This window comes from Pseudomonas sp. EA_105y_Pfl2_R69 (assembly GCF_963970915.1).
In the GTDB taxonomy this organism is placed as follows: Bacteria; Pseudomonadota; Gammaproteobacteria; order Pseudomonadales; family Pseudomonadaceae; genus Aquipseudomonas.
On record NZ_CAXAOO010000003.1, the window covers coordinates 541010 to 564530 of the forward strand.

Consider the following 23521-nt stretch of genomic DNA (forward strand, 5'->3'; position numbering starts at 1 on the left):
CAATGTCTGAAGCAATCAAACAAACCAGCGCCGAGCCGATGATCCTGATGCAGGGCGTGCACAAGTGGTACGGCCAGTTCCATGTGCTCAAGGACATCAACCTGAGCGTGCAGGCGGGTGAGCGTATCGTTCTCTGCGGCCCGTCCGGTTCGGGTAAATCCACCGCGATTCGCTGCCTCAATCGCCTGGAAGAACACCAGCAAGGCCGCATCGTGGTCGATGGCACCGAGTTGACCCACGACCTCAAGCACATCGAGGCGGTGCGCCGCGAAGTCGGCATGGTGTTCCAGCACTTCAACCTGTTCCCCCACCTGACCGTGCTGCAGAACTGCACCCTGGCCCCCATGTGGGTGCGCAAGATGCCCAAGCGCAAGGCCGAGGAAATCGCCATGCATTTCCTCGAGCGGGTGCGCATTCCGGAACAGGCTAACAAGTTCCCGGGGCAGCTTTCCGGTGGCCAGCAGCAGCGCGTGGCGATCGCCCGGGCGCTGTGCATGAAGCCGAAGATCATGCTGTTCGACGAGCCGACCTCGGCCCTCGATCCGGAAATGGTCAAGGAAGTGCTGGACACCATGGTCAGCCTGGCCGAAGACGGTATGACCATGCTCTGCGTGACCCACGAAATGGGCTTTGCCCGCACCGTGGCGAACCGCGTGATCTTCCTCGACAAGGGCGAGATCGTCGAAGAAGCCGATCCGGAGACCTTCTTCAACAGCCCGAAGAACGAGCGTACCCAGCTGTTCCTCAGCCAGATCCTGCACTGAGTCGTAGCCGTTACCAGAGAGGGGGCCTTCGGGCTCCCTTTTTTATGGCTTTGGTTTACTGCTGAGCACGCTCGCAGCTGTAGGCGCTGCCTGTGATTACGCGGCGCTCTGCCGCTGGCGGGTCAAGCCTGGCGCATACGTCGGCGAAAGGCCCCAGGCGTCTCCCCGCACAGCTGCTTGAACAGCTTGGCGAAGGTGGCGCGGTCGGCGTAGCCAACCTGGGCGGCCACCTGTTCCAGGGAGTCGGCTGGGTTGAGCAGGGCCTGTTGCGCTGTGCTGATGCGCAGGCGTTGCAGGTAGTCGTTGGGCGTCAGCCCGGTGCCGGCCTTGAAGCGGCGCAGCAAGGTGCGCGGCGAGCAGTTGGCTTGTTCCGCCAGGCGCTTGAGGTCGATGCTCTGGCCCTGGTGGCGCTGCATCCACTGCAGCAAGGTGGCCAGCTGGCTGTCTTGGACGGCCTGGGTGGGCAGTAGTGGCGCATAGCGTGCCTGGCTGCCGCGCTGGCTGTCGAATACCAGGGCGTTGGCCACCTGCCTGGCCAGTTCGGCCCCCGCCTGCTGGCCGATCAGGTACAGACACAGGTCCAGCCCGGCCTGGGCGCCGCCCGAGCTGAGCAGGTTGCCGTCGTGACAGAGCATTTGCTCGATCTGCAGTTCCACTTGCGGGAAGCGCCTGCGGAACTGCCCGGCCAGGGCCCAGTGGGTGGTGGCGCGGCGGCCGTCGAGCAGGCCGGCGGCGGCGAGCAGAAAGGCGCTGCTGCACAGGCTGGCGAGCTGTTGGCTGGCCGGGCGCTGGGCCAGCCAGGGCAGCAGCGCGGCATTGGCGCTCAGGGTGCTGTCGATGGCGCTGCCGGTGGCCGGCAATAACAGGCAGTCGGCCGCGGCGGCCAGGCTCAGGTCGCCGTCGACCTGGACCCGGGCGAAGCCGAGATCGACCGCCTGGCCATCTAGACTGAAGCGCTGCAGCTCGAATGCGGAGCGCCCGCACAGGCTGTTGGCCAGGGCAAAGGCGTCCATGGCCATGCTCAGGCTGGAGCAGCGGGTTTGCGGGCAGACATACAGGGCGATCTTCGGCATGGCAGCGGGCCGGGTAAAGAATTTGGCGATTATTGACACAAAATTGTCTTTAGCGCCAATCGCGCGCCGGGGCTTTTGGCGCAATACTCAATCCAGTCCTAATCCGGAGCCTTACCCCATGCGCCATGCCAACGCCGAATTGATCACGCGTTTCTATCAAGCCTTCCAGCAACTGGATGCCGAGACCATGGCCAGCTGTTATGCCGAGGATGTGCGTTTCAGCGACCCGGTATTTACTGACCTGCGCGGTACGGACGCCGGCGATATGTGGCGCATGCTCTGCGCCAAGGCTCAGGGCTTTACCCTGACCTTCGAGGGCGTGGCGGCGGACGAGTACTCCGGCCGGGCGCGCTGGGTCGCGACCTATATGTTCAGCCAGACCGGCAGGACGGTGGTCAACCATATCGAGGCCAGTTTCGTGTTTCGCGACGGCAAGATAGCCGAGCACCACGACCGTTTCGACCTATGGCGCTGGGCCGCCCAGGCCCTGGGCCTCAAGGGTGTGTTGCTGGGCTGGGCCCCGTTTGTGCAGAAGGCCATTCGCCGGCAGGCAGCCAAGGGGTTGGCGGCTTTTCAGAAGAGCCATTAAGCTCTGCGGCCATCTCTAACGGCCTGCCGATTTCCCCGATGCCCGATTCGTCCCCTGATCTGAGCGCCGCTCTGCCCAAACCCTGGTTTGTCTACCTGGTGCGGGCGGCCAATGGCGCGCTGTACTGCGGCATCAGCGACGACCCGCACAAGCGCTTTACCAAGCACCAGAGCGGCAAGGGCGCGCGTTTCTTCCATTCCAGCCCGGCTCAGGCTCTGGTCTACACCGAGGCCTGCGCCAGCAAGGGCGATGCCCTGCGCCGCGAGCGGGCGATCAAGGCGCTGGCCAAGGCCGCCAAGGAAGCGCTGGTGGCGGCCGTCGTTATCGGCGTGGCTGATGACAGCCTATCAGGCTAAGCGGGTAGGCTGGCCGGGGCTGGCAGGGTTAAGCTGCGGGCTTACCTACAGTGGCGGAGCCCGTTATGCATGAGTTGATCCTGCACCATTACCCGACTTCACCCTTCGCCGAAAAGGCCCGCCTGATGCTGGGCTTCAAGCAGCTGTCGTGGCGCTCGGTGATGATCCCGCCGATCATGCCCAAGCCGGACCTGACTGCCCTGACCGGCGGCTACCGCAAGACCCCGGTGTTGCAGGTGGGGGCCGACATCTATTGCGATACCGCACTGATTGCCCGCCGCCTGGAAGCGGAAAAATCCACCCCGGCGCTGTTTCCGGAAGGTCAGGAATTCAATGTTGCCAGCTTCGCCCAGTGGGCCGATACCCAGGTTTTCCTGCATGCGGTGAGCCTGGTGTTCCAGCCGGAGTCGATTGCCGCACGCTTCGGCAAGCTGCCGCCGGAGTTTCTCAAGACCTTTATCGCCGACCGCTCGACGCTGTTCAGCGGCGGCCTGGCCAGCCGTATTCCGTTGGACGTGGCCAAGCATCAGTGGCCGACCCTGATGGCGCGGCTGCAGCAGCAGCTTGAGCGCGAGGCGGGGGACTTCCTGTTCGGCGAACCGTCGCTGGCCGACATCGCCATGGCCCATCCGCTGTGGTTCCTGCGCGGCACGCCGGTGACCGCAGCGCTGGTCGATGACTATCCGGCGGTGGCCACCTGGCTGGCCCGGGTGCTGGATTTCGGCCATGGTTCGTTCAGCGAGATGAGCGGCGATGAGGCCGTCGCCATCGCCCGTGACGCCAGCCCGGCGGCCCTGCCGGAGCAGGCCCTGGTCGACCCCAATGGCTTTGCCGTCGGTCAGCAGGTGGCGATTTCCGCCATCGATTACGGTGTCGACGCGGTGGCAGGGGAGCTGGTGTTCAGTGGCACTGAAGAACTGATCCTGCGCCGCGAAGACCCCCGCGCCGGCACCCTGCATGTGCACTTCCCGCGCATCGGCTTTCGCCTCGAGGCGCGATAGGGTTTGTTGCCGTTTCGTCGCGAGCCGCGTTGCTGCGAAAAATCTCGCCAGGCTAGGCGGAGGACGCAGGTAATGGTTGTTCCCTTGCCAAGTCCTCCAACACCGCATGGCGAGATTTTGCGCGCAACCCGCAGGGCCGGGCCTGTTTTAGCGCGATACTGCGTTTCTCGACACTCATTTGGAACAACCAAACTTCGTGTCTCGTGCCTTGCCCCGCGCTAAAACAGGCTCCGGCGCGGCCGCGAACGAAACGGCAACAGACCCTAGCGGCAGGCCTGGCATAGCGCCGGAGCCGGGGTCTGGCGTAGGCGTGGCAGTTGTGCGGCGAGCGCATGGAAGTAGGTCAGGCGCTCGTAGCACAGCACCAGCTCGCCGCCGGTACGGCTGTACCAGGCGTCCGCTGCGCCGCAATTGCTCAGGCGCAGCACCAGATCGCGGGGCAGGCGGTAGGCTTCGCTGGCGCGGGCGGCGATGGCCTCCACTTCGCCCGAGCGGCGGATCTGCGCGAGCAGGTGCTGGCTATCTTCCAGGTACTGGCTGAGCGGCTCGTAGATCACCTGGATGCGATGGCGGATCGGCTCGTTCGCTGTACGGCCGTGCTGCTGCTCGACCCAGGCCAGTGCCTTGCGCACCTGGGCATATTCCTGGTCGCAGTAGAGCGCGCGCTCCACCGGCAGCCCGGTGACCTTGGGAACCCACTCCAGTTGGTCCGGGTCGCTGCCGTAGATCAGGCAGGCCAGGTTGTAGAACCGCTGGGCGTCGAGACCATGGCTGGCCCAGGCATACACCTCTTCCTCCGCCGGCTTGATCCGTTGCCATTCCAGTCGCCAGTAGTCGGCGATATCCAGCAACTTGGCATAGAAATCGGCATCGCGTTGGCGGCCGTAGGAGAGGAACAGGCTGATAAAACCAAGCTGATCGGCGGCATCCTCCTCGCGGCCGAGCACCGGCAGATCCAGCTCGGCGATCAGCAGATGACCCATCTCGTGCAGCAGGGTGAACTCGGCATTGGCCGCCACGAAGCGTCCGCTATCGCTGCGCAGCGCTTGCGGCGGCGGCTGCTCCGTGGCCATGGCCAGCGTGGCGGCCAGCAGGACCAGGCACAGCGCCACACGTGCACGCCCGGGGCGGGCGCAGGGAAGCGGGCAGGACGGGCTGCGAAGGGAAGCCATTGTCGGCTCCTGGCGGCTGGGGCAACCTACTCTATGACTCTAGTCCAGTCGTCACTGCATGCGCGCGCGGGCCCGCGATTCAGTAAGCGGCGCGCATGGCCTGCGGGTTGTAGCCGTGAATGATAGTGCCCCTGATATTCAGCAGGGGCACGCCGCGCCCGCCCAAGGCCTTGAAGCGCGCCTGGCCGGCGGCATCCTTTTCGATATCGACTTCGCGGTAGGCCACCCGGTCGGCCGCCAGCAGCTCGCGCGTTTTGGCGCAGTAACCGCACCACTGGGTGGCGTACAGCACCACCTCGCCCGGCTGACTGGCCTGCGCCGGTTGCAGCCAGTTCTGCAGTTTGTCCCAGTGCTGATAGAGCGCCAGACAGGCGAGCAACAGGATGATCTTTTTCATGGGCACTCCTTGGCCTGATCCAGATCGTCGAGACTAAAGGGTGGCGGGCTATCCGGCCAGTCCAGTTGCAGGCGTTGCAGTTCGCGGGCCAGCAGGCTCGCCACCAGCCAGTCGCGCAGCCAGCGATGATCCGCCGGGATCACATACCAGGGCGCTGCCGGGCTGTGGCTGGCACTTAGCTGTTCGGCCCAGCGCTGCTGGCGCAGGTCGTATTCACGGTAGCTCTGCAAATCGTTGGCATGCAGCTTCCAGCGCTTGTGCGGGTGTTGCAGGCGCTCGCGCAGGCGTCGTTGCTGCTCGTCGCGGGAGATCTGCAAAAAGCATTTCAGCGGGCGGATATGCAGGGTGGGCAGCCGCGCTTCGAAGGCCAGGATGGCCTGGCGGCGCGCGGGCAGCTCGGCGTCGCGGCACAGGCCGTCCAGCGGGTCGCTGATCAGGCCTTCGTAATAGCTGCGGTTGAACACCCCGAGCAGGCCGGGGGCGGGCAGGTGGCGCTGGTAGCGCCAGAGGAAATCATGGCGCTGCTCGCAGGCGTCGGGTTGCACAAAGCCGTGGATGCGCAGCCCTTGCGGGTCGAAGCTGCTGATCACCCGGCGAATGACGCCGTCCTTGCCCGAGCAGTCGGTGCCTTGCAGGATCAGCAGCAGGGCGTCGCGGCGGTTGGCCCAGAGCATGCGTTGCTGGCGATTGAGCCAGGGCCGCAGTTCGGCCATGGCCTGCTGGGCGCTGCACTTATCCAGACCGAAATCCCGCGCCGGGTCCTGCCCGAAAGGGGCCGCCGGGTCGCACAGGCAGGCGTCCAGCAGGCTGTCGGGCAGGCGAGTCATAGATGTGACAGACCGTTTAAAAACGTAGGCGAGGCAGCCGAGGCAAGGCGCTACGTAGTAACAGCCTCCGGCTGGTCAAAGCGGCGAAAAAGCGGAGTTTACTGGTGTAAATGAGCATTACTCGTTTCACTCGCCCTCCGGGTCGCGCTAAAGCGCGTTAGCCGCATGCGGCTTGTTGAGCCTGTTTTTAACGCCCCTTTCTTTTATTGAGAGGGGCAACGTAGGTAGTTTTTAAGCGGCCTGTTAGTTCTTGCGGCGCTTGAGTTGATCGGTGAGCTGGGTCGGCAGGTTACGGATCACCAGGGTGTCGCTGCCTTCGTCGTACTCGATCTTCGAACCCAGCAGGTGCGCCTCGAAGCTGATCGACAGGCCTTCGGCGCGCCCGGTAAAGCGCTGGAACTGGCTGAGGGTGCGTTTGTCCGCCGGGATCTCCGGCGACAGGCCGTAGTCCTTGTTGCGGATATGGTCGTAGAAGGCCTTGGGCCGCTCTTCGTCGATCAGCCCCGAGAGTTCGGTCAGGGTCATGGGCTCGCCCATCTTGGCCTGGCTGCTGGCATAGCCAACCAGGGTCTTGGTCTTCTCGCGGGCCTGCTCTTCCGGCAGGTCTTCGCTTTCGACGAAGTCGCTGAAGGCCTTGAGCAGGGTGCGGGTCTCGCCCGGGCCGTCGACGCCTTCCTGGCAGCCGATAAAGTCGCGGAAATACTCCGAGACCTTCTTGCCGTTCTTGCCCTTGATAAAGGAGATGTACTGCTTGGAGTGGGCATTGTTCTGCCACTCGGAAATATTGATCCGCGCCGCCAGGTGCAGTTGGCCCAGGTCGAGGTGCTTGGCCGGGGTCACGTCCAGCGCCTCGTTGACCGCCACGCCTTCGCTGTGGTGCAACAGGGCGATGGCCAGGTAGTCGGTCATGCCCTGCTGGTAGTGGGCGAACAGCACATGGCCGCCGGTGGACAGGTTGGATTCCTCCATCAGCTTCTGCAATTGCTCGACTGCCTGACGGCTGAAGGCGGCGAAATCCTGACCGCCGTCGAGATAGTGCTTCAACCAGCCGCTGAACGGGTAGGCCCCGGACTCGGCGTGGAAAAAGCCCCAGGCCTTGCCTTGCTTGGCGTTATAGCTCTCGTTGAGGTCGGCGAGCATGTTCTCGATGGCCTGGGACGCGCCCAGCTCGGTGTCCCGGGCATGCAGCACGGCGGGCGTGCCATCGGGCTTCTTGTCGATCAGGTGGACGATGCAGTGGCGGATCGGCATGCAGGTTCTCTTCAAATAGCGTGAGCGGTGAACAGGGGCGTTGCGCCGCCGCTTCGGCGGGGCAACGGCCAGGGAGTGGCGCGCAGTTTACCTGACTGGCTGGCCCGGGGGCGTCCGGCGCTGTTGCAGGGTATGCAGACGCTCGATCACATAGCGCAGGTGTACATGCAGTTCGTACAGCTCGTTGGAGTAGGACAGTGGCACATCGACCTTGGCCAGCTCGTCTTCCAGCTGCTCCAGGCGTTCCACTTCGGCGTCCAGGCGCTCGGGCAGGGTGCCGGCATCCAATTGCCGGTCAACTTCGCGCAGGTGCTTGTACCAGCGGTAGATGCGCGCACGAATGCGCCAGCGATACAGTGGGCCAACTGCCTTGAGCAGCGGAATCAGCACCACCAGCAGGGGGATCAGCAGGATGATGTAGCGATCGGCCAGGGAGGCGATGCGAAACGGCAGGTAGCGCTGCAGCAGCGGCAGGCCGTTCTTGTAGTAATGCTCGGCATCGCCGGACAGCTCGAAGGTCAAGGGCTCGGCGCTGGGAAAGGCCCCGGCCTTGTCGAGCAGGGTGCCGTTCTTCATCACTTCGCGGCTGGCATCGAGAAACAGCGGCACCAGGCCCGGATGGAAGTTCTGGTTGATCACCAGGGTGGCGACCGGGGAGAGGATCTGGGTGTCCCGGGGCGGGCTGTTCTGCGCCAGGTTGAGCAGGCCTTCGCCCACCGTGAGGCGATTGAAGAACGGCAGGCGTGCCTCATAGGCGGCCGCGCGGCGGAAGTTCGCCAGGCGCAGCGCGGGGTTGGCAGCCAGCTGCTGCACCTGAGCACTCTCCGCCGGGCCGACGAAGAAGGCAGCGTCCAGTTCGCCGGCCATCAGGGCGGCCACGGCTTTGCTGCCACCGCTGGCTTGCCAGTTGAGGGGGTAGTGTTCGGGGTCGATCGCATTGGCCCCGAGAATGGCCGCGGTGGCCGCCTGGGTGCCGCCACCGGCGCTGCCGAGTGCCAGGCGCAGGGGCAGCAGATCGGCGATGCGGTCCAGGCTGAGCTCGGCGCGGTAGAACAGCCACAAGGGCTCCTGGTAGACCGCCCCCAGGCTTTGCAGGCGCTCACGGTCGGCCTGGACTAACTGGCTCTCCATACCGCTTTGCACCAGGGCGATTTCGACCGGGCCGCCCGCGGCCAGCAGCTGTTCCAGGTTATCCCGCGAGCCCTTGCTCGGTACCAGCTCCAGCTCGAAGCCTTGCTTGGCCAGTTCTTCGCGCAGGCGTTCGGCGAACAGGCGGTAAGCCCCGCTCTCTGTACCGGTGGCCATGACCGCGCTCATCGGCGGTGGCGGGGCGACGAAGTAGAAAACCGCGCCGACCAGGGCGGCCACCACCGGCACTATCCACAGATTGGCCAGCAGCATGATTTTCAGGTCATTGAGTACGCGGGGCATGGGGCATCCTTTCTCGTTATTCAGAGCAAGGATAGAAGGATGTGCGGCCTCAGGTCACCTTTAGCAGGCCGCTGAAACACGATCCGCGTCGGCAATACGGCATTGCAACCGGCCTCGCCTAGGTTGCTCAGTGGCCTGCTAGCGGCTGTTTGCGCGGGCTGCGCAGATAGTCGAGGCCGCTCAGTAGCACCAGCAAACCCAGGGCATACCAGGCATCCATGCCGAGCATCAGCAGCACCAGGGTGCACAGCAGCGCGCTGAAGGCGGCCAGCCAGCGCCAGACGCCACGCAGCAGCACCCAGCCTGCGGCCATGCTGAGCAGGTAGATGACCACGAAGTTGCCGTTGGCGTAGCGGATCAGGTCGTCCACGGTCAGGTCGAGCACGCTGGCCAGGCCGGTGCACAGGGCGCAGGCGATTATCACCAGCAGCAGGGCGCGGGCCGGTACGCCGTGCTGGTTGCGTTGAGCCAGGCTGCTTGGCAGTTTACCCTCGTCGGCCAGGCTCCAGATCAGTCGGGCGAAGCCCTGCATATAGACGTTCATCGAGGCGAAGCAGGCCAGGTAGCCCACAGTGGCGGCAATCCAGCGCGCCTTCTCGCCCAGCAGCAGGTCGAGCATACGCGGCAGGGACGCGGCATCGCTGGTCACATCGCCGTAGGCCTGAAAGCTCAGCACCGCCACCGAGCAGGCCCAGTACACCAGGCCGGCCAGCAGCACGCCAAACAGCAGGGCCAGGGGGAAGTCGCGCTCGGGGTTCTTGAACTCCTCGCCCATATGGGTAAAGGCCTCGATGCCGACAAAGCACCAGAACATCACCCCCAGCGCCGCCGGCAGCAGATGCCAGGAGCCCTGGATGGGCGGCAGCAGCGGCTGGCTGCCGACGGGCAGCTCGCCGACCCACCAGATCAGCGCGATGGTGGCGATGATCGCCACGGCGATCGCGCCCTGAATCATCCCGCTGGCCTTGGCCGGGCGCTGGCCGAGTAGCAGCATGGCGACGAGCGTACCCAGCTGAATGGCCAGGGCCTGGCCGCGGCTGAGATCGAACAGCGCCTGCCAGAAGCCGCTGGCGATATTCAGCGCCGCCGGCAAACCCACCGGCAGCACGGCGAGAAATAGCAGGGCGCTGAGGCGCTCCATGCGTGCCCCGAAGGCACGGCCGATCAGGTGCGGCGCGCCGCCGGCATGGGGGAAGTGGCGGCCCAGCTGGGCAAAGGTAAAGGCCACCGGCAGCACCAGGGCGATCAGCAGCATCCAGGCCCACAACGAGGCCTCGCCGGCCGCGGTGGCGGCCAGCGCCGGGATCACGAAAATCCCGGTGCCCAGCAGCGAGGTACTCAGCAGGCCAATCCCTTGCAGCAGGCCCAATTCCTGGTTCAGACGGCTCATGTTGTATGCTCTGCGGTTTCGTTCGCCATGTTAAATCGCCCAGCTGTTGCAGGCTGCTGGCGAAGCGTCGGCTTTGACCGACGAACTGGCGCAATTGCCCGTCAATTTGCCTTTTTCGAGAGCCCCGCGTGGACAAGTTCGACCAGCAGATACTCGCCCTGTTGCGCGCCGATGCGCGCTTACCCGTCAGCCAGATCGCCCGCGAGGTCAACCTGTCGCGCTCGGCGGTCAGCGAGCGGATTCGTCAGCTGGAACACAGCGGGGTGATCGGCGGCTATCACGCCCGGGTGGCAGTGCCGGGCGATGGGGCGATCAAGGCCTATCTGGAACTGTTCTACCAGGGCGGGCGTTGCGAGCACTATGTCGAGCTGATGCGCGTATACCCCGAGGTGCGCCGCTGCAGCGGCATCAGTGGCGAAACCGATATGCTGGTGGTGATCGAGGCCGCGTCGATGCAGCGCCTGAGCGAGATTCGCGGCGAGATCGAAAACTTCCCCGGTATGCAGAAAGTGAAGACCCATATGGTGGTCAAGGATTGGGTGTTCTAAGCATGCGCATTCTGCACAGCTCCGACTGGCACCTTGGCCAGCACTTTATGGGCAAGACCCGCCAGGCCGAGCATCAGGCGTTCTGCACCTGGCTGATCGAGCAGGTGCGCGCGCATGCCGTCGATGCCGTGCTGATCGCCGGCGATATCTTCGACACCGGCGCGCCGCCCAGCTATGCCCGCGAGCAGTACAACCGCTTTATCGTCGAACTGCGCGCTACCGGCTGCGAACTGGTGGTGCTCGGTGGCAACCATGATTCGGTGGCCATGCTCGGCGAAAGCAAGACCCTGCTGGCGCAGCTGGGTACCCGGGTGATTCCCGGGGTCTGCGAGGCGCTGGATGAACAGCTGCTGGTGCTGCATCGGCGCGATGGATCGGCCGGGGCGCTGCTCTGCGGCATCCCCTTTATCCGTCCCCGCGATGTGCTGCAGAGCCAGGCCGGGCAGAGCGCTCAGGACAAGCAGCAGTCGCTGCAACAGGCGATTGCCCAGCATTACCAGCAGCTCTATGCCCTGGCCGAGGCGAAGCGTGACGAACTGGGCGGCGAGCTGCCGATTATCGCCACCGGCCATCTCACCACCGTCGGTGCCAGCGCCAGCGATTCGGTGCGCGAGATCTATGTCGGCAGCCTGGAGGCCTTTCCCACCAGCGCCTTTCCGCCGGCGGCCTATATCGCCCTGGGGCATATCCACCGGCCGCAGAAGGTCGGCGGCCTGGAGCACATCCGCTATTGCGGCTCGCCCATTGCCCTGAGCTTCGATGAAGCCAGGCAGCAGAAAGAGGTGCTGCTGGTGGACCTCGATGGCAGCGGCGTGCGCCAGATCAGCGCGCTGCCGGTGCCGCGCTTTCAGCCGCTGCTGTCCTTGCGCGGCTCGCTTAAAGAGCTGGACGTGCAGATCAAGCAAGCGGCAGAGCAGGGCAGCGCTGAGCAGCCGGTCTGGCTGGAAGTGCTGGTCGGCAGCGACGATTACCTGAGCGACCTGCAGTTGCGTATCGCCGCCCTGTGCGAGGGCTTGCCGGTGGAGGTGCTGCGTATCCGCCGCGAGCGCGGCAATGCCAGCGCCAGCCTGCAGGGCCAGGCCCGGGAAACCCTGGACGAACTAAGCGTGGAAGACGTGTTCGCCCAACGCCTAAGCAGTGAAAGTCTGGATGACACCGAACAGGCGTGCTTGCTGGGGTTGTATCGGCAGGTGGTAAGCGAGCTGCGCGAGGGCGAGGCATGAAGATCCTTAGCCTGCGCCTGAAAAACCTTAATTCGCTAAAAGGCGAGTGGAAGATCGACTTCACCGCCGAGCCGTTCAAGGACAACGGCCTGTTCGCCATTACCGGGCCGACCGGGGCGGGCAAGACCACGCTGCTCGACGCCATCTGCCTGGCCCTGTATCACCGCACGCCGCGCATGAGCACGGTGTCGGCCAGCGCCAACGAGCTGATGAGTCGGCATACCGCCGACTGCCTGGCCGAGGTCGAGTTCGAGGTCAAGGGCGTGGGTTATCGCGCCTTCTGGAGCCAGCGCCGCGCCCGCGACAAGGCCGACGGCGCGCTGCAGGCACCCAAGGTCGAGCTGGCCGCCGCCGATGGCCAGATCATCACCGACAAGATCAATGAAAAGCTGCGCGAAACCGAGCGCCTGACGGGGCTGGATTTCGAGCGCTTTACCAAATCCATGCTGCTGGCCCAGGGCGGTTTTGCCGCCTTTCTCGAAGCCAATGCCAACCAGCGCGCCGAGCTGCTGGAAGAGCTGACCGGCACCGATATCTACGGGCAGATTTCCCAGCGGGTGTTCGAGCAGTGCCGCGAGGTCAAGGTCGCCCTCGACCAGCTGCGCGCCAAGGCCGACGGCGTCGAGTTGCTAAGCGAAGAGCAGCGTACCGAGTTGCAGGCGCAGGCCGAGCAACTGGCTATTGATGAAGCGACGCTTAGCGCACAACAGGCCGAGGTGCAGCGCCAGCGCCGCTGGTGCGAGGAGCTGGATAAGGCCCAGGTGCAGTTGCACGCCAGCCAGCAGGCCGAACAGACGGCGCAGCAGGCTTTACAGCAAGCCCAGCCGCAGCTGGCGCAACTGGCCGCCAGCGAGCCGGCCCTGCGTTTGCAGCCGCTGCACCATGACTGGCAGCAGGCCCGCCAGAGCCTGACGCAGACCGAGCAAGGCCTACAGCAGAATGCCGAGGAACAGCGCCAGGTTGAGCAGGCGATTGCCGAGCACAGCTGGCAGGCCCGCGAACTCAGCGCCCTGCTGCTTGTCGATTGCCAGGCGCAGCGTCAGCAACTGGCCGAACACCTGCAGGGGTTGCAACAGCAACTGGCCGCGCAGCCGCAGCATGGCCGTCTGGGCGAACAGCTCGGCAGTTGGGGCGAGCAGCTAAAGGCGCGCCAGCAGCTGGCCGAGGAAATCGCCCAGCTGCAACTGAGGCAGCAGCAACTGCAAGAAACCATCGCCGCACTGCAGGCGCAGCTTGGTCAGCAGGCTGAGCAGCTCGGCAGCGAACAGCTTCGCCTGCAGCAGGCCCGCGAGCAGGAAGACGCCGCGCAGCAGCAACAGCATGGGCTGCTGGCCGGGCGTAGCGAGGCGGCCTTGCGTGAGCGCTGGCAGCAGCTGCATATCCAGGGCGGCCTGCTGACTCAGCTGGGCGAATTGGCCACGGCTCAGCAGCGTCTGACGGTCGAGCAGACCCAGCTGGCAACCGCCCTGATCAGCTTGCGCGAGCAGCATCAAGCCAAGGGTGCCGAGGTGGCGCAGTTGCGCCTGAGCTACAAGGACCTGCAGCAACAGGTGCAGGCCCAGGAAAAACTGCTGGAGCAGGAACAGCGCATCCAGGCCCTGGAAGCCCATCGCGCCCAGCTGCAACCCGGCGAGGCCTGCCCGTTGTGTGGCTCCGAGTCGCACCCGGCGATCAGCGCTTATCAGGCCCTGGATGTTTCGGCGACCAGGGCGCTGCTTAACAGCAAGCGCAGTGAGCTGGAGGCCCTGACCGAACAAGGCCGGCAACTGGCCGGCGAGCTGGAAAAACTAGCCGCGCGTCTGGAGCAGCAACAGCAGCAATTTGAGCGCGGTCGGCAGACCCAGGCCGAGCAGGACGAACGCTGGCAGGCGCTTAGCGCGCAGCTGGAAAAGCCGCTGGCCGATGCCGTTACTCTGGCTGAACAGCAGGCGCAACAAAGCCTTGAGCTGCAACAGCTGGAGCAGTGCCTCGAGCAGTTGCAACAGCTCAATACCCTCCTTGAACAGCACCAGCAGGCGCGGCTAAATCTGCAGCAGCTGTGCAGCGCGCTGGAGCAGCAGCAGGCACTCAACCACCTGCAACTGCAGCAGCGCCAGGAGCAGCGTGAGCAAGGGCAATTGCGTCTGCAGCAACTGCTGCAGGTGGTCGATAAGCGCACCTCTAGCCTAAGCCAAGCCCTGGCTGAGTTCGGTTATCAACTGCCGGACGACGCCAGCGCCTGGCTCACCGAGCGCCAAACAGAGTGGCAGCGCTGGCAGCACAATCAGCAGCAAAGCCTGGATTTACAGCGCCAGCTAAGCGAGCTGGACCATGGTCTGCAGGCTGCTGTGCAGCAGGCGGCGCTCTGGCAGCAGCGCTGGAGTGCGCTGGATTTAGCCGACCAACCGGCCTTGGCCAAGCCCGCCGATGCTCAGGCGGCCTTGCAGCAGGCACAGGTTCAACTGGAAGAGGCGCAACGCCGTCAGCAGCAGTTGGCCGGTAGCCGCCAGGAGTTGGCCAGCCGTCTGCAGGGTGACCACGCGCGTCTGCAACAGGCCGAGCAGCAGTGGACGGCGGCGCTGGCCGTTAGCCCTTTTAATGCTGAAGCCGATTATCTGGCTGCCTTGCTGGATGACGCTCAGCGCGCTGCGCTGCAGCAGTTGCGTCAGCGTCTGGATAAGGCCTTGAGCGATGCCCAGGCCCTGGCCAGTGCCGCCGCGCAGCAGCTGGCCGCCTTACAGGCCAATTCGGCAACTTTGCTCGATCTCGCGCAACTGGATGAGCAACTGCTGGCACTTAATGCCCAATTAAAAGCCCTGAGCGAGCGCCAGGGGGAAATCCGCGCCCAGCTGCAGGGCGATGACGCGCGCAGGCACGGCCAGCAAAGCCTGTTCGCAGCGATTGCCGCCAAGCAGGGCGAATACGATCTGTGGCAGCAGCTCAACAGCCTGATCGGCTCGGCCGATGGGGCCAAGTACCGCAAGTTCGCTCAGGGCCTGACCCTCGATCACCTGGTCTACCTGGCCAACCAGCAGCTCGAACGCCTGCATGGCCGCTACCAGCTGGCGCGGCGCAGCAGCGGCGAGCTGGAACTGGAGGTGATCGACACCTGGCAGGCCGATGCGGCGCGCGACACCAAGACCCTCTCCGGCGGCGAGAGCTTTCTGGTCAGCCTGGCACTGGCCCTGGCGCTGTCCGATCTGGTCAGCCACAAGACCAGCATCGACTCGCTGTTTCTCGACGAAGGCTTCGGTACCCTCGACGGCGAAACCCTGGAAGTGGCCCTGGACGCCCTGGATAACCTCAATGCCAGCGGCAAGATGATCGGCGTGATCAGCCACGTCGAGGCGATGAAGGAGCGCATTCCGGTGCAACTGAAAGTACACAAGGGCGTGGGCATGGGCTACAGCGGGTTGGACAGGCGCTTCGCGGTAGAGCGATAGCGCCTATCCGGCCTGGCCGCGGCGCGCCTGACCGGAGTCGACCTGCTAAAGCGGCGTCGCGGCGATAAACGTCACCACCACCTCGGCAAGCCGTTCGCCCTGGTCTTCCTGGAGGAAGTGCCCAGCACCGACGATGGTGGTGTGGGCCTGGCCGCGGGTGCCGGGGATCAGCTTGTGCATCAGTTTGTCGCCACCGGCGGTGATCGGGTCCGAGTCGCTGAAGGCGGTGAGGAAGGGTTTTTGCCACTGGCCGAGCACCTGCCAGGCGGCGCGGTTCTTCTCGCTGGCGGGGTCGTCCGGGGTGATCGGCACCAGCAGTGGGAACTGGCGCGCGCCTTCCTTGTAGCGTTCGTCCGGATAGGGCGCATCGTAGGCGTCGATCACCGCCTGGGGCAGGGGCGTGACGGTGCCGCCCTTGAGCACCCCGCCGGCGGGGAATACCGGCACCTCCTGGGAGAATTTCTGCCAGTTGCTGAAGGCCTCGCCGGGGGCATGGTCGCCGGTCGGCAGCATGGTGTTGGCCGCTACCACCCGGGCGAAACGCCCGGGGTTTTCCGCCACCAGGCGCAGGCCGATCAAGCCGCCCCAGTCCTGGCAGATCAGAGTGATGCGCTCGAGTTGCAATTGATCGAGCAGCGCCTGCATCCAGTCGACGTGCCGCTGGTAACTGTAGTCCTGGCGGCGGCTCGGTTTGTCGGAACGGCCGAAACCGACCAGGTCGGGGGCGATCACCCGGTGCCCGGCGGCGACCAGGATGGGGATCATCTTGCGGTACAGGTAGCTCCAGGACGGCTCGCCATGCATCAGCAATACGGGGTCGGCGTCGGCGGGGCCTTCGTCGAGATAATGCACGCGCAATTGGCCGCCTTCGCTATCGTCGACCATCAGGTAGTTTGGGCTGAACGCATAGCCGGGCAGGTCGGCAAAGCGGCTGTCGGGGGTTCGCAAAAACTCCATGGGGATCGTCCTCTGGGTGGCCAAACGATCAGCCTGGCTTTTTCGCAGGCCAATGCACAGCACATTGCGCCTGTGAATAGGGATCAATTATTCAAGGTTCTGTTCGCTGCAACCGCCCGGCCGCTCGGCTCGCTCAGTCGGGTATGCTAGCGCAGGTCGTTACCTTTCGCTTAACCGAGACAGTCCGTGATTAGTTTATTCGCCGTCAACAGCCTGATCGTCGTATGCGTGGTGGTGCTGCACTACGAATTTTTGTTGAGGATGAGCCTGTGGGTGCCGCGCATGAAGGTCAGGCATCGCCTGCGCATTCTCATCGGCGTGGGCGGCGCGTTGATCGCCCATGCCATCGAGGTCTGGATATTCGCCTTCGCCTATTACCTGATGGATCGCGCCGAAGGCTGGGGGCATCTTGAAGGCAATACCGACGGAGGCTTGTTCGACTGCGTGTATTTCTCCTTCACCACCTTTACAACTTTGGGCTTCGGCGATATCCAGCCGATCGGCGATTTGCGCTACCTGACCGGGATCGAGGCACTTACCGGCCTGGTATTGATCACCTGGACCGCGTCTTTTCTGTTTGTCGAAATGCAACGCTACTGGAACGCCAGGTAAGCCCGTCCCGACCGGCGTAGCGGCCGAACGCTTGGTTAACGCCGACGGCGCGCGCATGATCGGGTGGTATCGAGGAGCAAACCGCTATGGCCAGAACCTCCGCACCGCCTTCCGCGTCCGCCCTGGGGCGCTTTCTCACCCTGGCGGGCACTGCCACACGTATCGGCGGTGGCCTGCTGGGGCAAGGCCTGCGTCCGGGGCGCAGCGGCATCGACTGGCAGCCGGTGGGCGACCTGCTCGGCGAGGTGCTGGGGGAGATGAAAGGCCCGGTGCTCAAGCTCGGGCAAATGGCCTCGCAGTGGCAGGACGTGCTACCGCCGCCGGTGGCCGAAGCGCTCGGCAATTTGCAGAACCGCGTACCGGCGTTGCCCTTCGAGACGCTGCGGGGCCATTTGCAGCAGGTCTATGGCGACGACCTGGGGCAGTTCTTCCGGCATATCGACGAGCAGCCCTTTGCCGCCGCCTCGCTGGGCCAGGTGCACCGTGCGGTGGCCCTGGATGGGCGGGCGCTGGTGCTCAAGGTGCAGTACCCCGGGATTGCCGAGATCTGCGCGGCCGACCTGCGTCAGCTGCGCCGCTTGCTGCCGCTGGGACGTCTGTTCCGCGCCCCGGCCGAGCAGCTGGAAGGCGTGTATCAGGAACTGGCGGCGGTGATCAGCGCCGAGCTGGACTACCCCGCCGAGATGCAGCGCCTGCAACGTTTTCGCCAGCACTTCGCCGACTGGCCGGGCCTGCGCCTGCCGCAGCCTCAGGAAGACCTCTGCCGCCCCGGGGTGCTGGCCCTGAGCGAGGAAGCCGGTTTGCCCTTTGCCGAGGTCAGCCAGGCCAGTGCCGAGGTGCGCGAGCGTCTGGCCCTGACCCTGGTGCGTTGGCTGAGTGCCCAGGCCTTCGAACTGGGGCTGCTGCATGCCGACCCGCATCCGGGCAACTTCGCCTACACCGCCGCGGGTGAGTTGGTGGTGTATGACTTCGGCTGTGTGCAGGACCTCTCCGCAGAACTGCTGGCCGCCTACACCCAGACCTATCAGGCCCTGCAGGCGCGCGACGGCGAGCAGCTGGAAAGCGCCTTCCAGGCCCTGGGCACGCGCCAGCCGCAATCGACCACGCCCTATGGCCTGTACCGTCAGCTGCATGGGTTGCTCGGGCCGTTGCTGCAACCCGGCGCGCGCTGGGATTTCGCCGCCATGCCCTTGCATGAGCAGATCCAGCGCCTACTGCCGGATGTTCTGGGCGCGTTGGGCAGCCTGCAACCGGCACCGGCGACCCTGCTGGTCAACCGCACGCTGGAAGGGCATTACTGGAACCTCAGCCGGTTGGGTGTGGCCTTGCCATTGGCCGATCTGTTGCAGGTGCAGATGGCCGCCCGCGCTAGGGTGTAAGTAGCGCGTCAGGCGCTTCCAGCTGGTAATGGCCCTGTTGCAGGTCGTCGAAATAGCGCTGGTAGCGTCCGCTGGCGCGGTAGTGCTGCAGGCGTTTGTTGAAGCGTTCGAGCAACGCCGGGCTGTCTTCCAGGCTTTTCGGCAGCATCAGGTAGCTGAGGTTTATCAGCAGAGGCTTGGGGTGATGGGTGATCTTGGCCCTATCGGCGGCGCTGAAGTGGTTGCGCAGGGCGGCATAGCCCACGTTGATTTCCTGGGGGTAGAGCACCACGCGTTCCTTGAGCAGCTTCTCGAAGTTCTGCATATCGCTCGATACCCGCTCGATCCTCACCTTGTCCTCGGCAAGAAAGGCGTCGAAGTCCGGGCCGTAGCTGTATTCCAGGCCGCCGCCCAGGGTCATGCCGGTGAGGTCGTCAAAACGCTGCCAGTCGAAGGGCAGGCTTTTCAGGTGAAAGAACACGAACTGTTCGTCGAGCAGCGGCGCGCTGAACAGAAAGTCGGCCTCACGCTCGGTCTTGTGCATCCATATCGCGCTGGCATCGAAACGCCCCGCGGCGGCAGACGCATAGGCGCGGGGCCAGGGCAGAAACTGGAACTCCACGTGATAACCCTGATCGGCGAACAGGTCGCTGATCAGGTGGGCAATCACGCCGCTATGTTTCATCTCGCTGGAGAGGTAGGGCGGCCAGTCGCCGACGCTGATATTGAGTACGCGCTGTTCGCTGGCCTGGGTCGCCGCGCAGGGCAGCAGGCATAGCAGTGCGACGAACAGGTTCTTCCATTTCATTGATGCCCCTCAGTTGCACCGGGATTACAGCCATGCGCCTGGTCGTGGCGCAGTAATACCACCTCGGTGGCAAGGATGAAATGCCATCAATGCTTCATCAAAGCGTCATCCTGCGGGTGAAGACTGCTGCGGATTTGTTCAATCCCCATGTCTTTGCATAAGGATAGTTGTTGTGCTGCAAATCCCTACCTTTTGTGTGCTTTTGGCCCTGGCTCCCTTGGCCTCGGCCCTTGAGCTTAAACCCCTGGCGCTGTACCAGAGCGGCTTTGCCGCTGGCACCGAGATCGTCAGTGTACAGGCCTCGAGCATGCGCGTGATCGTCTCCAACAGCGCCGAAGGGCTGGTGGATATTCTGCAGCTCGACCCGGCCAAGGGCCTCGAGCGCATCGCCCGGCATAACCTGGTGGCGGCAGGCGCGGGGGAAATCACCTCGGCGATTTTCCACCCCAGCGAAGACCTGTTTGCCGTGTGCATCCGCAACAGCGATGGCCTGAAAAACGGCCGGGTCGAGTTCCGTGCGGCGGCCGATGGCAAGCTGTTCAATACCATTGAGATAGGTATCTGGCCGGACAGCCTGGCGTTTTCGCCCAAGGGTGATTTTGTCGTGGTGGCCAACGAAGGCGAGGGCTATGTGCGCGACGGCGAGGGCTTTCGCAGCGGCGCGGGCTCGATCAGTCTGATCGATCTGCGCGGCGGCGTGGCGGCGGCCAAGCACAGCCTGATCACGCTGCCAGACCTGGCCGGCGTCGAGGGCGCGACCCAGGCCGAGCACCAGCGCCTACTGGAGCGGGTGATCGACGGCGAAGAGTTGAAGATTCCCTTCGGCACCAGTCCCGAGCATATCGAACCGGAGTACGTGACCTTCAGTCCGGACGGTGCGCGCGCCTATGTCAGCCTGCAGGAAAACAACGCGATTGCCGTGGTCGATGTGCTGCAAGGCAAGCTGGACAAGGTGTTTGGCCTCGGCACCGTGCGCCATGCCGCGGATATCCTGGATGACGGCATGTATCAGCCGAGTGGCGAGCTGTTCGCCCTGCGCGAGCCGGATGCCCTGGCGGTGAGCGCCGATGGCCGTTATCTGATCAGCGCCGATGAAGGCGATAGCGACCCGAAAATCGCCAAGACCAAGGCCGGTCTGCCCAGCGGTGGCGGGCGCACGGTCAGCGTGTTCGATGCCCTGAGCGGCAAGTTGCTCGGCGACACCGGCAGCCAGCTCGACGATATGGCGGCAAAGGCCGGCGTCTACCCGGACGCGCGCAGCCCCAACAAGGGCAGCGAGCCGGAAGGCGTGGTGAGCTTCGATGCCTTCGGCAAGCGCCTGGCGGTTGCCACCCTGGAACGCGCCGATGCCCTGGCCCTGATCGATCTGGATCAGCCGGCGCAACCCGAGGTGCTGCAGGTCGTAGGTGCGGGCGAGGGCGCGGGTTCCGGCAAGCTGGCCCCGGAAGGCCTGGCCCATGTCGAGCGCAACGGTCGACACTTCCTGGTCACCGGCCTGGAAAAGAGCGGCAACGTCGCCCTGTTCGAGCTGCTTGAGTAAGGCGGTGTCAGCGTTACAGGGTGCGCCGCGCGCACCCTGTCTGGTCAGCGCTCGATCGCTTTCCAGGCGCGCGTCGCCAGGCTTACCAGGAGTAGGGCCACGGCCCCGGCGATGATTCCGGCGATGGCGTTGAGCAGGGTCGGCAGCAAGGCGGCGAGCAGACCGCTGCTGGCCGCCACGCTCTGCGCCAACCGCTCGATCCACGCTTGGGCGGCATGCACGCCGTGGGTGAGGATGCCACCGCCGACCATAAACATCGCCGCGGTGCCGAGAATCGACAGGCCCTTCATCATGTACGGCGCGGTAAACAGAATGCCGCGGCCAATGCTGCGTTGCAGGCGGCTGCCCAGGCCGTCGCCGGCGCGCTGGTTGAGGTACAGGCCGGCGTCATCCAGCTTGACGATACCCGCCACCAGGCCGTAAACCCCGGCCGTCATCAGCAGGGCGATGCCCGAGAGCACCGCCACCTGCTTGCCGAAACTGGCCAGGGCCACGGTGCCGAGGGTAATGGCGATGATTTCTGCCGAGAGGATAAAGTCGGTGCGGATCGCGCCTTTGATCTTGTCCTGCTCGAACGCCAGCAGATCCACCTCGGGATCGGCCACGGCGTGCAGCAGTTCCTTATGCTGGGCCTGATCCTCGGCCTTGCTGTGGAGGAACTTGTGCGCGAGTTTTTCGAAGCCCTCGTAGCAGAGGAAGGCCCCGCCGAACATCAGCAATGGCGTCACCGCCCAGGGCGCGAAGGCGCTGATCAGCAGGGCGGCAGGCACCAGGATCAGTTTGTTCTTCAGTGACCCCATGGCCACCGCCCAGACCACCGGCAGCTCGCGTTCGGCGCGCACGCCGCTGACCTGCTGGGCATTCAGCGCCAGGTCGTCACCCAGTACGCCGGCGGTTTTCTTGGCGGCGACTTTGGTCATCAGGGCCACGTCGTCGAGAACGGTGGCGATGTCGTCGAGCAGGGTTAACAGGCTGGCACCGGCCATCAGAGGCATCCTTTCTATGGGCTGTAAGCAGGGGCGCGCCACTGCGCGAGGCAGTGGCGGTTGGCGCAAATTTATACGTGAGTCGGCCGGCAACGGCCATAGCTGGCGGGCCCCGGCTTGCAGCGCATCCGCCCAGGAGCGTAGTTCAGTCGCTACTGCGGCCGCTGGCACCACTGGCATAGGCGGCGAGCAGGCTGCGTAACAGTTCATGGAATGGCATGGCACATCTCCTCGGTTGATGCTGCGAGGTTATGCCTGAATACGGTGGCTGGCCGGTTGATTGTCTCGATAAGCGCCATAGCCAGGTACTTATGCACAGCCCGTATCACGGCGTCCGTCAAGTTGTGCACAAAGACTGTGGAGCGAACTGTGGATAAGGTGGGTGCAGGCGGTTGCAGCCTTAGTCCTGCGGCTTATCAGGCGATCTGTACGTTTTTTGACCGGCTAATTTTTTAGAGTGTAAACAGCAGGTTAGGCTGGTTATTCGGGCGCAGACAGGGTAGCGATTAAGTTGTCCACGACTACTGTGGGTAGAGCTGTTGATAACTCCGGTATGCCTGCTTGCAGGCCTTCTGCAGTCTGGCCTGGAGCGCCTTGATGGATTTTTGATCAACCTGCCAGGCATGGTTCCATGCGGCATGTCGTCAGCCTTGGGTCAAGAAATAATCAAGCTATTTCAAGGGTTTGCCCACAGGTGTCGGGGCACTTGAAATACTTATCCCGGTTTGCTGTGGAGCGATCTGTGGATAAGCTGCGCACGCTTGCGTCCAGGCCACAGCCGCTGTGGTCTGCGCATGATTGGTTGTTTTTTGTGCACCGCCATCCCTGGTGGCCACCCCTTCGGGGCCGCCGCGGAGCGACGTCAAAAGCCACTCCCGGTGATTTTTTCTACAGCGCTCTATTCAGTTTCCAGGGCACTGAGCCGGGTCGAGCGCCCCAGCACCTGCAGGGCGCGATCCGGGTAGTCGGTTATCAGCGCGTGGGCACCCAGGTCGAGCAGGCGACGCATGGCCGGTTGCTCGTTGATGGTCCACAGCTGCACGTTGAGGCCCCGCGCCTGGGCATTCTGTAGCAGCCTGGGGCTGGCGATATGCAGGTCGTTGTGGTATTCGGGGATCTGCAGCACCTGGTAGCTGGGCGACAGCAGGCTGGTCAGGCCCGTCCAGTTGAGTGCCACCAACATGCGCACCGAACCCGGGCCGGCGGACGTGGCAACGCCGGGGCACTGCTCGCGGAACAGTTGCAGGCTGCGGTCATAGAAACTGCCGACTATCACCCGCTCGAGTTGCCGATGGGCCTTCAGTTCGGCGCAGAGCTGCGCTTCCATGCCGATATCCGGCACCTTGATTTCGATCACCTTGGGCGTTGCGGGGAAGCGTTCGAGCACCTCGGCGAAGCTCGGGATGCGGATGCCCTGGTCGCGGTAGGGGTAACTCTGGCCGCCATCGGCGCTCCAGCGATAGCCGGCATCCAGGGCCTGCAATTGTTCCAGGCTGAGCGCGGCGACCGGGCCTTGGCCATCGGTGGTGCGCTCCAGGGTGCGGTCGTGAATCACTACCAGTTCGCCATCGTTGGAGCGGTGCAGGTCCATCTCCAGCATGTCCACGCCCAGGGCGCTGGCGCGCTCGAAGGCAAACAGGCTGTTCTCCGGCCACAGGCCTTTGCCGCCACGGTGGGCGATCACCAGCGGTTGTTCGCCGAGTGCCGCGAGCACGGCCGGTTGGCTGGCCGGGCGACTGCTCTGGGTCAGGGCAATCAGGGCAACGGCAATCAGCAGCAAGGGGATCAGCAGAAAACGGGCAGCGCGCAACATGGC

Annotated in this window: 21 protein-coding genes; 10 read left to right on the forward strand and 11 right to left on the reverse strand. The window is 64.5% G+C overall.

The window, feature by feature from the left end; all coding sequences use genetic code 11:
• Positions 1-2 precede the first annotated feature (2 nt).
• The gene (locus tag AACY13_RS11850; protein ID WP_339461708.1) at positions 3-764 is read left to right on the forward strand and encodes an amino acid ABC transporter ATP-binding protein; all 762 of its coding nucleotides are present in this window, start codon (positions 3-5) and stop codon (positions 762-764) included.
• A 122-nt stretch (positions 765-886) separates the two neighbouring features.
• Here the strand turns inward: AACY13_RS11850 and AACY13_RS11855 are convergent, their stop codons facing one another.
• Positions 887-1837, reverse strand: a complete 951-nt coding sequence (locus AACY13_RS11855; RefSeq protein ID WP_339461822.1) for a GlxA family transcriptional regulator — start codon at positions 1835-1837, stop codon at positions 887-889.
• Between the two features lie 118 nt (positions 1838-1955).
• On the opposite strand from AACY13_RS11855, the gene AACY13_RS11860 reads away from it, so the two are divergent.
• The 3 genes from AACY13_RS11860 (at position 1956) to AACY13_RS11870 (ending at position 3783) form a co-directional block, all read left to right on the forward strand.
• Entirely contained in the window at positions 1956-2426 is a 471-nt protein-coding gene (locus AACY13_RS11860) for a nuclear transport factor 2 family protein (protein WP_339461710.1), read from the forward strand.
• A gap of 59 nt (positions 2427-2485) precedes the next feature.
• Complete coding sequence (locus tag AACY13_RS11865; RefSeq protein ID WP_339461823.1) at positions 2486-2782, forward strand: GIY-YIG nuclease family protein; 297 nt, start codon at positions 2486-2488, stop codon at positions 2780-2782.
• Between the two features lie 65 nt (positions 2783-2847).
• Complete coding sequence (locus tag AACY13_RS11870; protein ID WP_339461712.1) at positions 2848-3783, forward strand: glutathione S-transferase family protein; 936 nt, start codon at positions 2848-2850, stop codon at positions 3781-3783.
• A 263-nt stretch (positions 3784-4046) separates the two neighbouring features.
• Here AACY13_RS11870 and AACY13_RS11875 read toward each other — a convergent pair whose 3' ends face one another.
• From AACY13_RS11875 to yjeH, 6 genes are all read right to left on the reverse strand, one after another.
• Positions 4047-4955 (reverse strand): DUF4344 domain-containing metallopeptidase, encoded by a 909-nt coding sequence (locus AACY13_RS11875; RefSeq protein ID WP_339461713.1) that lies wholly within the window; start codon positions 4953-4955, stop codon positions 4047-4049.
• Between the two features lie 79 nt (positions 4956-5034).
• Positions 5035-5352 (reverse strand): glutaredoxin family protein, encoded by a 318-nt coding sequence (locus AACY13_RS11880; RefSeq protein ID WP_339461715.1) that lies wholly within the window; start codon positions 5350-5352, stop codon positions 5035-5037.
• The gene (locus AACY13_RS11885; RefSeq protein ID WP_339461717.1) at positions 5349-6179 is read right to left on the reverse strand and encodes a polyphosphate kinase 2 family protein; all 831 of its coding nucleotides are present in this window, start codon (positions 6177-6179) and stop codon (positions 5349-5351) included. Before AACY13_RS11885 ends, AACY13_RS11880 begins: the two co-directional genes overlap by 4 nt.
• A 243-nt stretch (positions 6180-6422) precedes the next feature.
• Positions 6423-7430 (reverse strand): nucleoid-associated protein YejK, encoded by a 1008-nt coding sequence (yejK, locus tag AACY13_RS11890; RefSeq protein ID WP_339461719.1) that lies wholly within the window; start codon positions 7428-7430, stop codon positions 6423-6425.
• Positions 7431-7517: 87 nt separating this feature from the next.
• Positions 7518-8861 carry a TAXI family TRAP transporter solute-binding subunit gene (locus AACY13_RS11895; protein WP_339461721.1) on the reverse strand — a complete coding sequence of 448 codons (1344 nt, stop codon included), beginning with the start codon at positions 8859-8861 and terminating at the stop codon, positions 7518-7520.
• Between the two features lie 127 nt (positions 8862-8988).
• Entirely contained in the window at positions 8989-10251 is a 1263-nt protein-coding gene (gene yjeH, locus AACY13_RS11900; protein WP_339461723.1) for an L-methionine/branched-chain amino acid transporter, read from the reverse strand.
• 128 nt (positions 10252-10379) lie between these two features.
• Here yjeH and AACY13_RS11905 point away from each other — a divergent pair, with 128 nt between their 5' ends.
• Genes AACY13_RS11905 through AACY13_RS11915 form a run of 3 tightly spaced genes read left to right on the forward strand, consistent with a single transcriptional unit; the run spans position 10380 to position 15444 of the window.
• Entirely contained in the window at positions 10380-10799 is a 420-nt protein-coding gene (locus AACY13_RS11905; protein ID WP_339461724.1) for an Lrp/AsnC family transcriptional regulator, read from the forward strand.
• Positions 10800-10801: 2 nt separating this feature from the next.
• Complete coding sequence (sbcD, locus tag AACY13_RS11910; RefSeq protein WP_339461726.1) at positions 10802-12022, forward strand: exonuclease subunit SbcD; 1221 nt, start codon at positions 10802-10804, stop codon at positions 12020-12022.
• Entirely contained in the window at positions 12019-15444 is a 3426-nt protein-coding gene (locus AACY13_RS11915) for an AAA family ATPase (protein WP_339461728.1), read from the forward strand. Before sbcD ends, AACY13_RS11915 begins: the two co-directional genes overlap by 4 nt.
• 45 nt (positions 15445-15489) lie before the next feature.
• On the opposite strand, the gene AACY13_RS11920 is transcribed toward AACY13_RS11915, so the two are convergent.
• Positions 15490-16401 (reverse strand): haloalkane dehalogenase, encoded by a 912-nt coding sequence (locus tag AACY13_RS11920; protein ID WP_339461729.1) that lies wholly within the window; start codon positions 16399-16401, stop codon positions 15490-15492.
• Between the two features lie 186 nt (positions 16402-16587).
• On the opposite strand from AACY13_RS11920, the gene AACY13_RS11925 reads away from it, so the two are divergent.
• Positions 16588-17013, forward strand: a complete 426-nt coding sequence (locus AACY13_RS11925; RefSeq protein WP_339461730.1) for a potassium channel family protein — start codon at positions 16588-16590, stop codon at positions 17011-17013.
• Between the two features lie 86 nt (positions 17014-17099).
• Complete coding sequence (locus AACY13_RS11930; protein WP_339461732.1) at positions 17100-18392, forward strand: ABC1 kinase family protein; 1293 nt, start codon at positions 17100-17102, stop codon at positions 18390-18392.
• Here AACY13_RS11930 and AACY13_RS11935 read toward each other — a convergent pair.
• Positions 18382-19179 carry a substrate-binding periplasmic protein gene (locus AACY13_RS11935; protein WP_339461734.1) on the reverse strand — a complete coding sequence of 266 codons (798 nt, stop codon included), beginning with the start codon at positions 19177-19179 and terminating at the stop codon, positions 18382-18384. The two genes, AACY13_RS11930 and AACY13_RS11935, sit on opposite strands and share 11 nt — an antisense overlap.
• A 172-nt stretch (positions 19180-19351) precedes the next feature.
• On the opposite strand from AACY13_RS11935, the gene AACY13_RS11940 reads away from it, so the two are divergent.
• Positions 19352-20719 (forward strand): choice-of-anchor I domain-containing protein, encoded by a 1368-nt coding sequence (locus tag AACY13_RS11940; protein ID WP_339461736.1) that lies wholly within the window; start codon positions 19352-19354, stop codon positions 20717-20719.
• Between the two features lie 44 nt (positions 20720-20763).
• Here the strand turns inward: AACY13_RS11940 and AACY13_RS11945 are convergent, their stop codons facing one another.
• Together AACY13_RS11945 and AACY13_RS11950 are read right to left on the reverse strand one after the other, a co-directional pair.
• Positions 20764-21705 (reverse strand): DUF808 domain-containing protein, encoded by a 942-nt coding sequence (locus AACY13_RS11945; RefSeq protein WP_339461738.1) that lies wholly within the window; start codon positions 21703-21705, stop codon positions 20764-20766.
• 898 nt (positions 21706-22603) lie between these two features.
• Positions 22604-23518, reverse strand: a complete 915-nt coding sequence (locus tag AACY13_RS11950; RefSeq protein ID WP_339461739.1) for a glycerophosphodiester phosphodiesterase — start codon at positions 23516-23518, stop codon at positions 22604-22606.
• Positions 23519-23521: the final 3 nt, after the last annotated feature.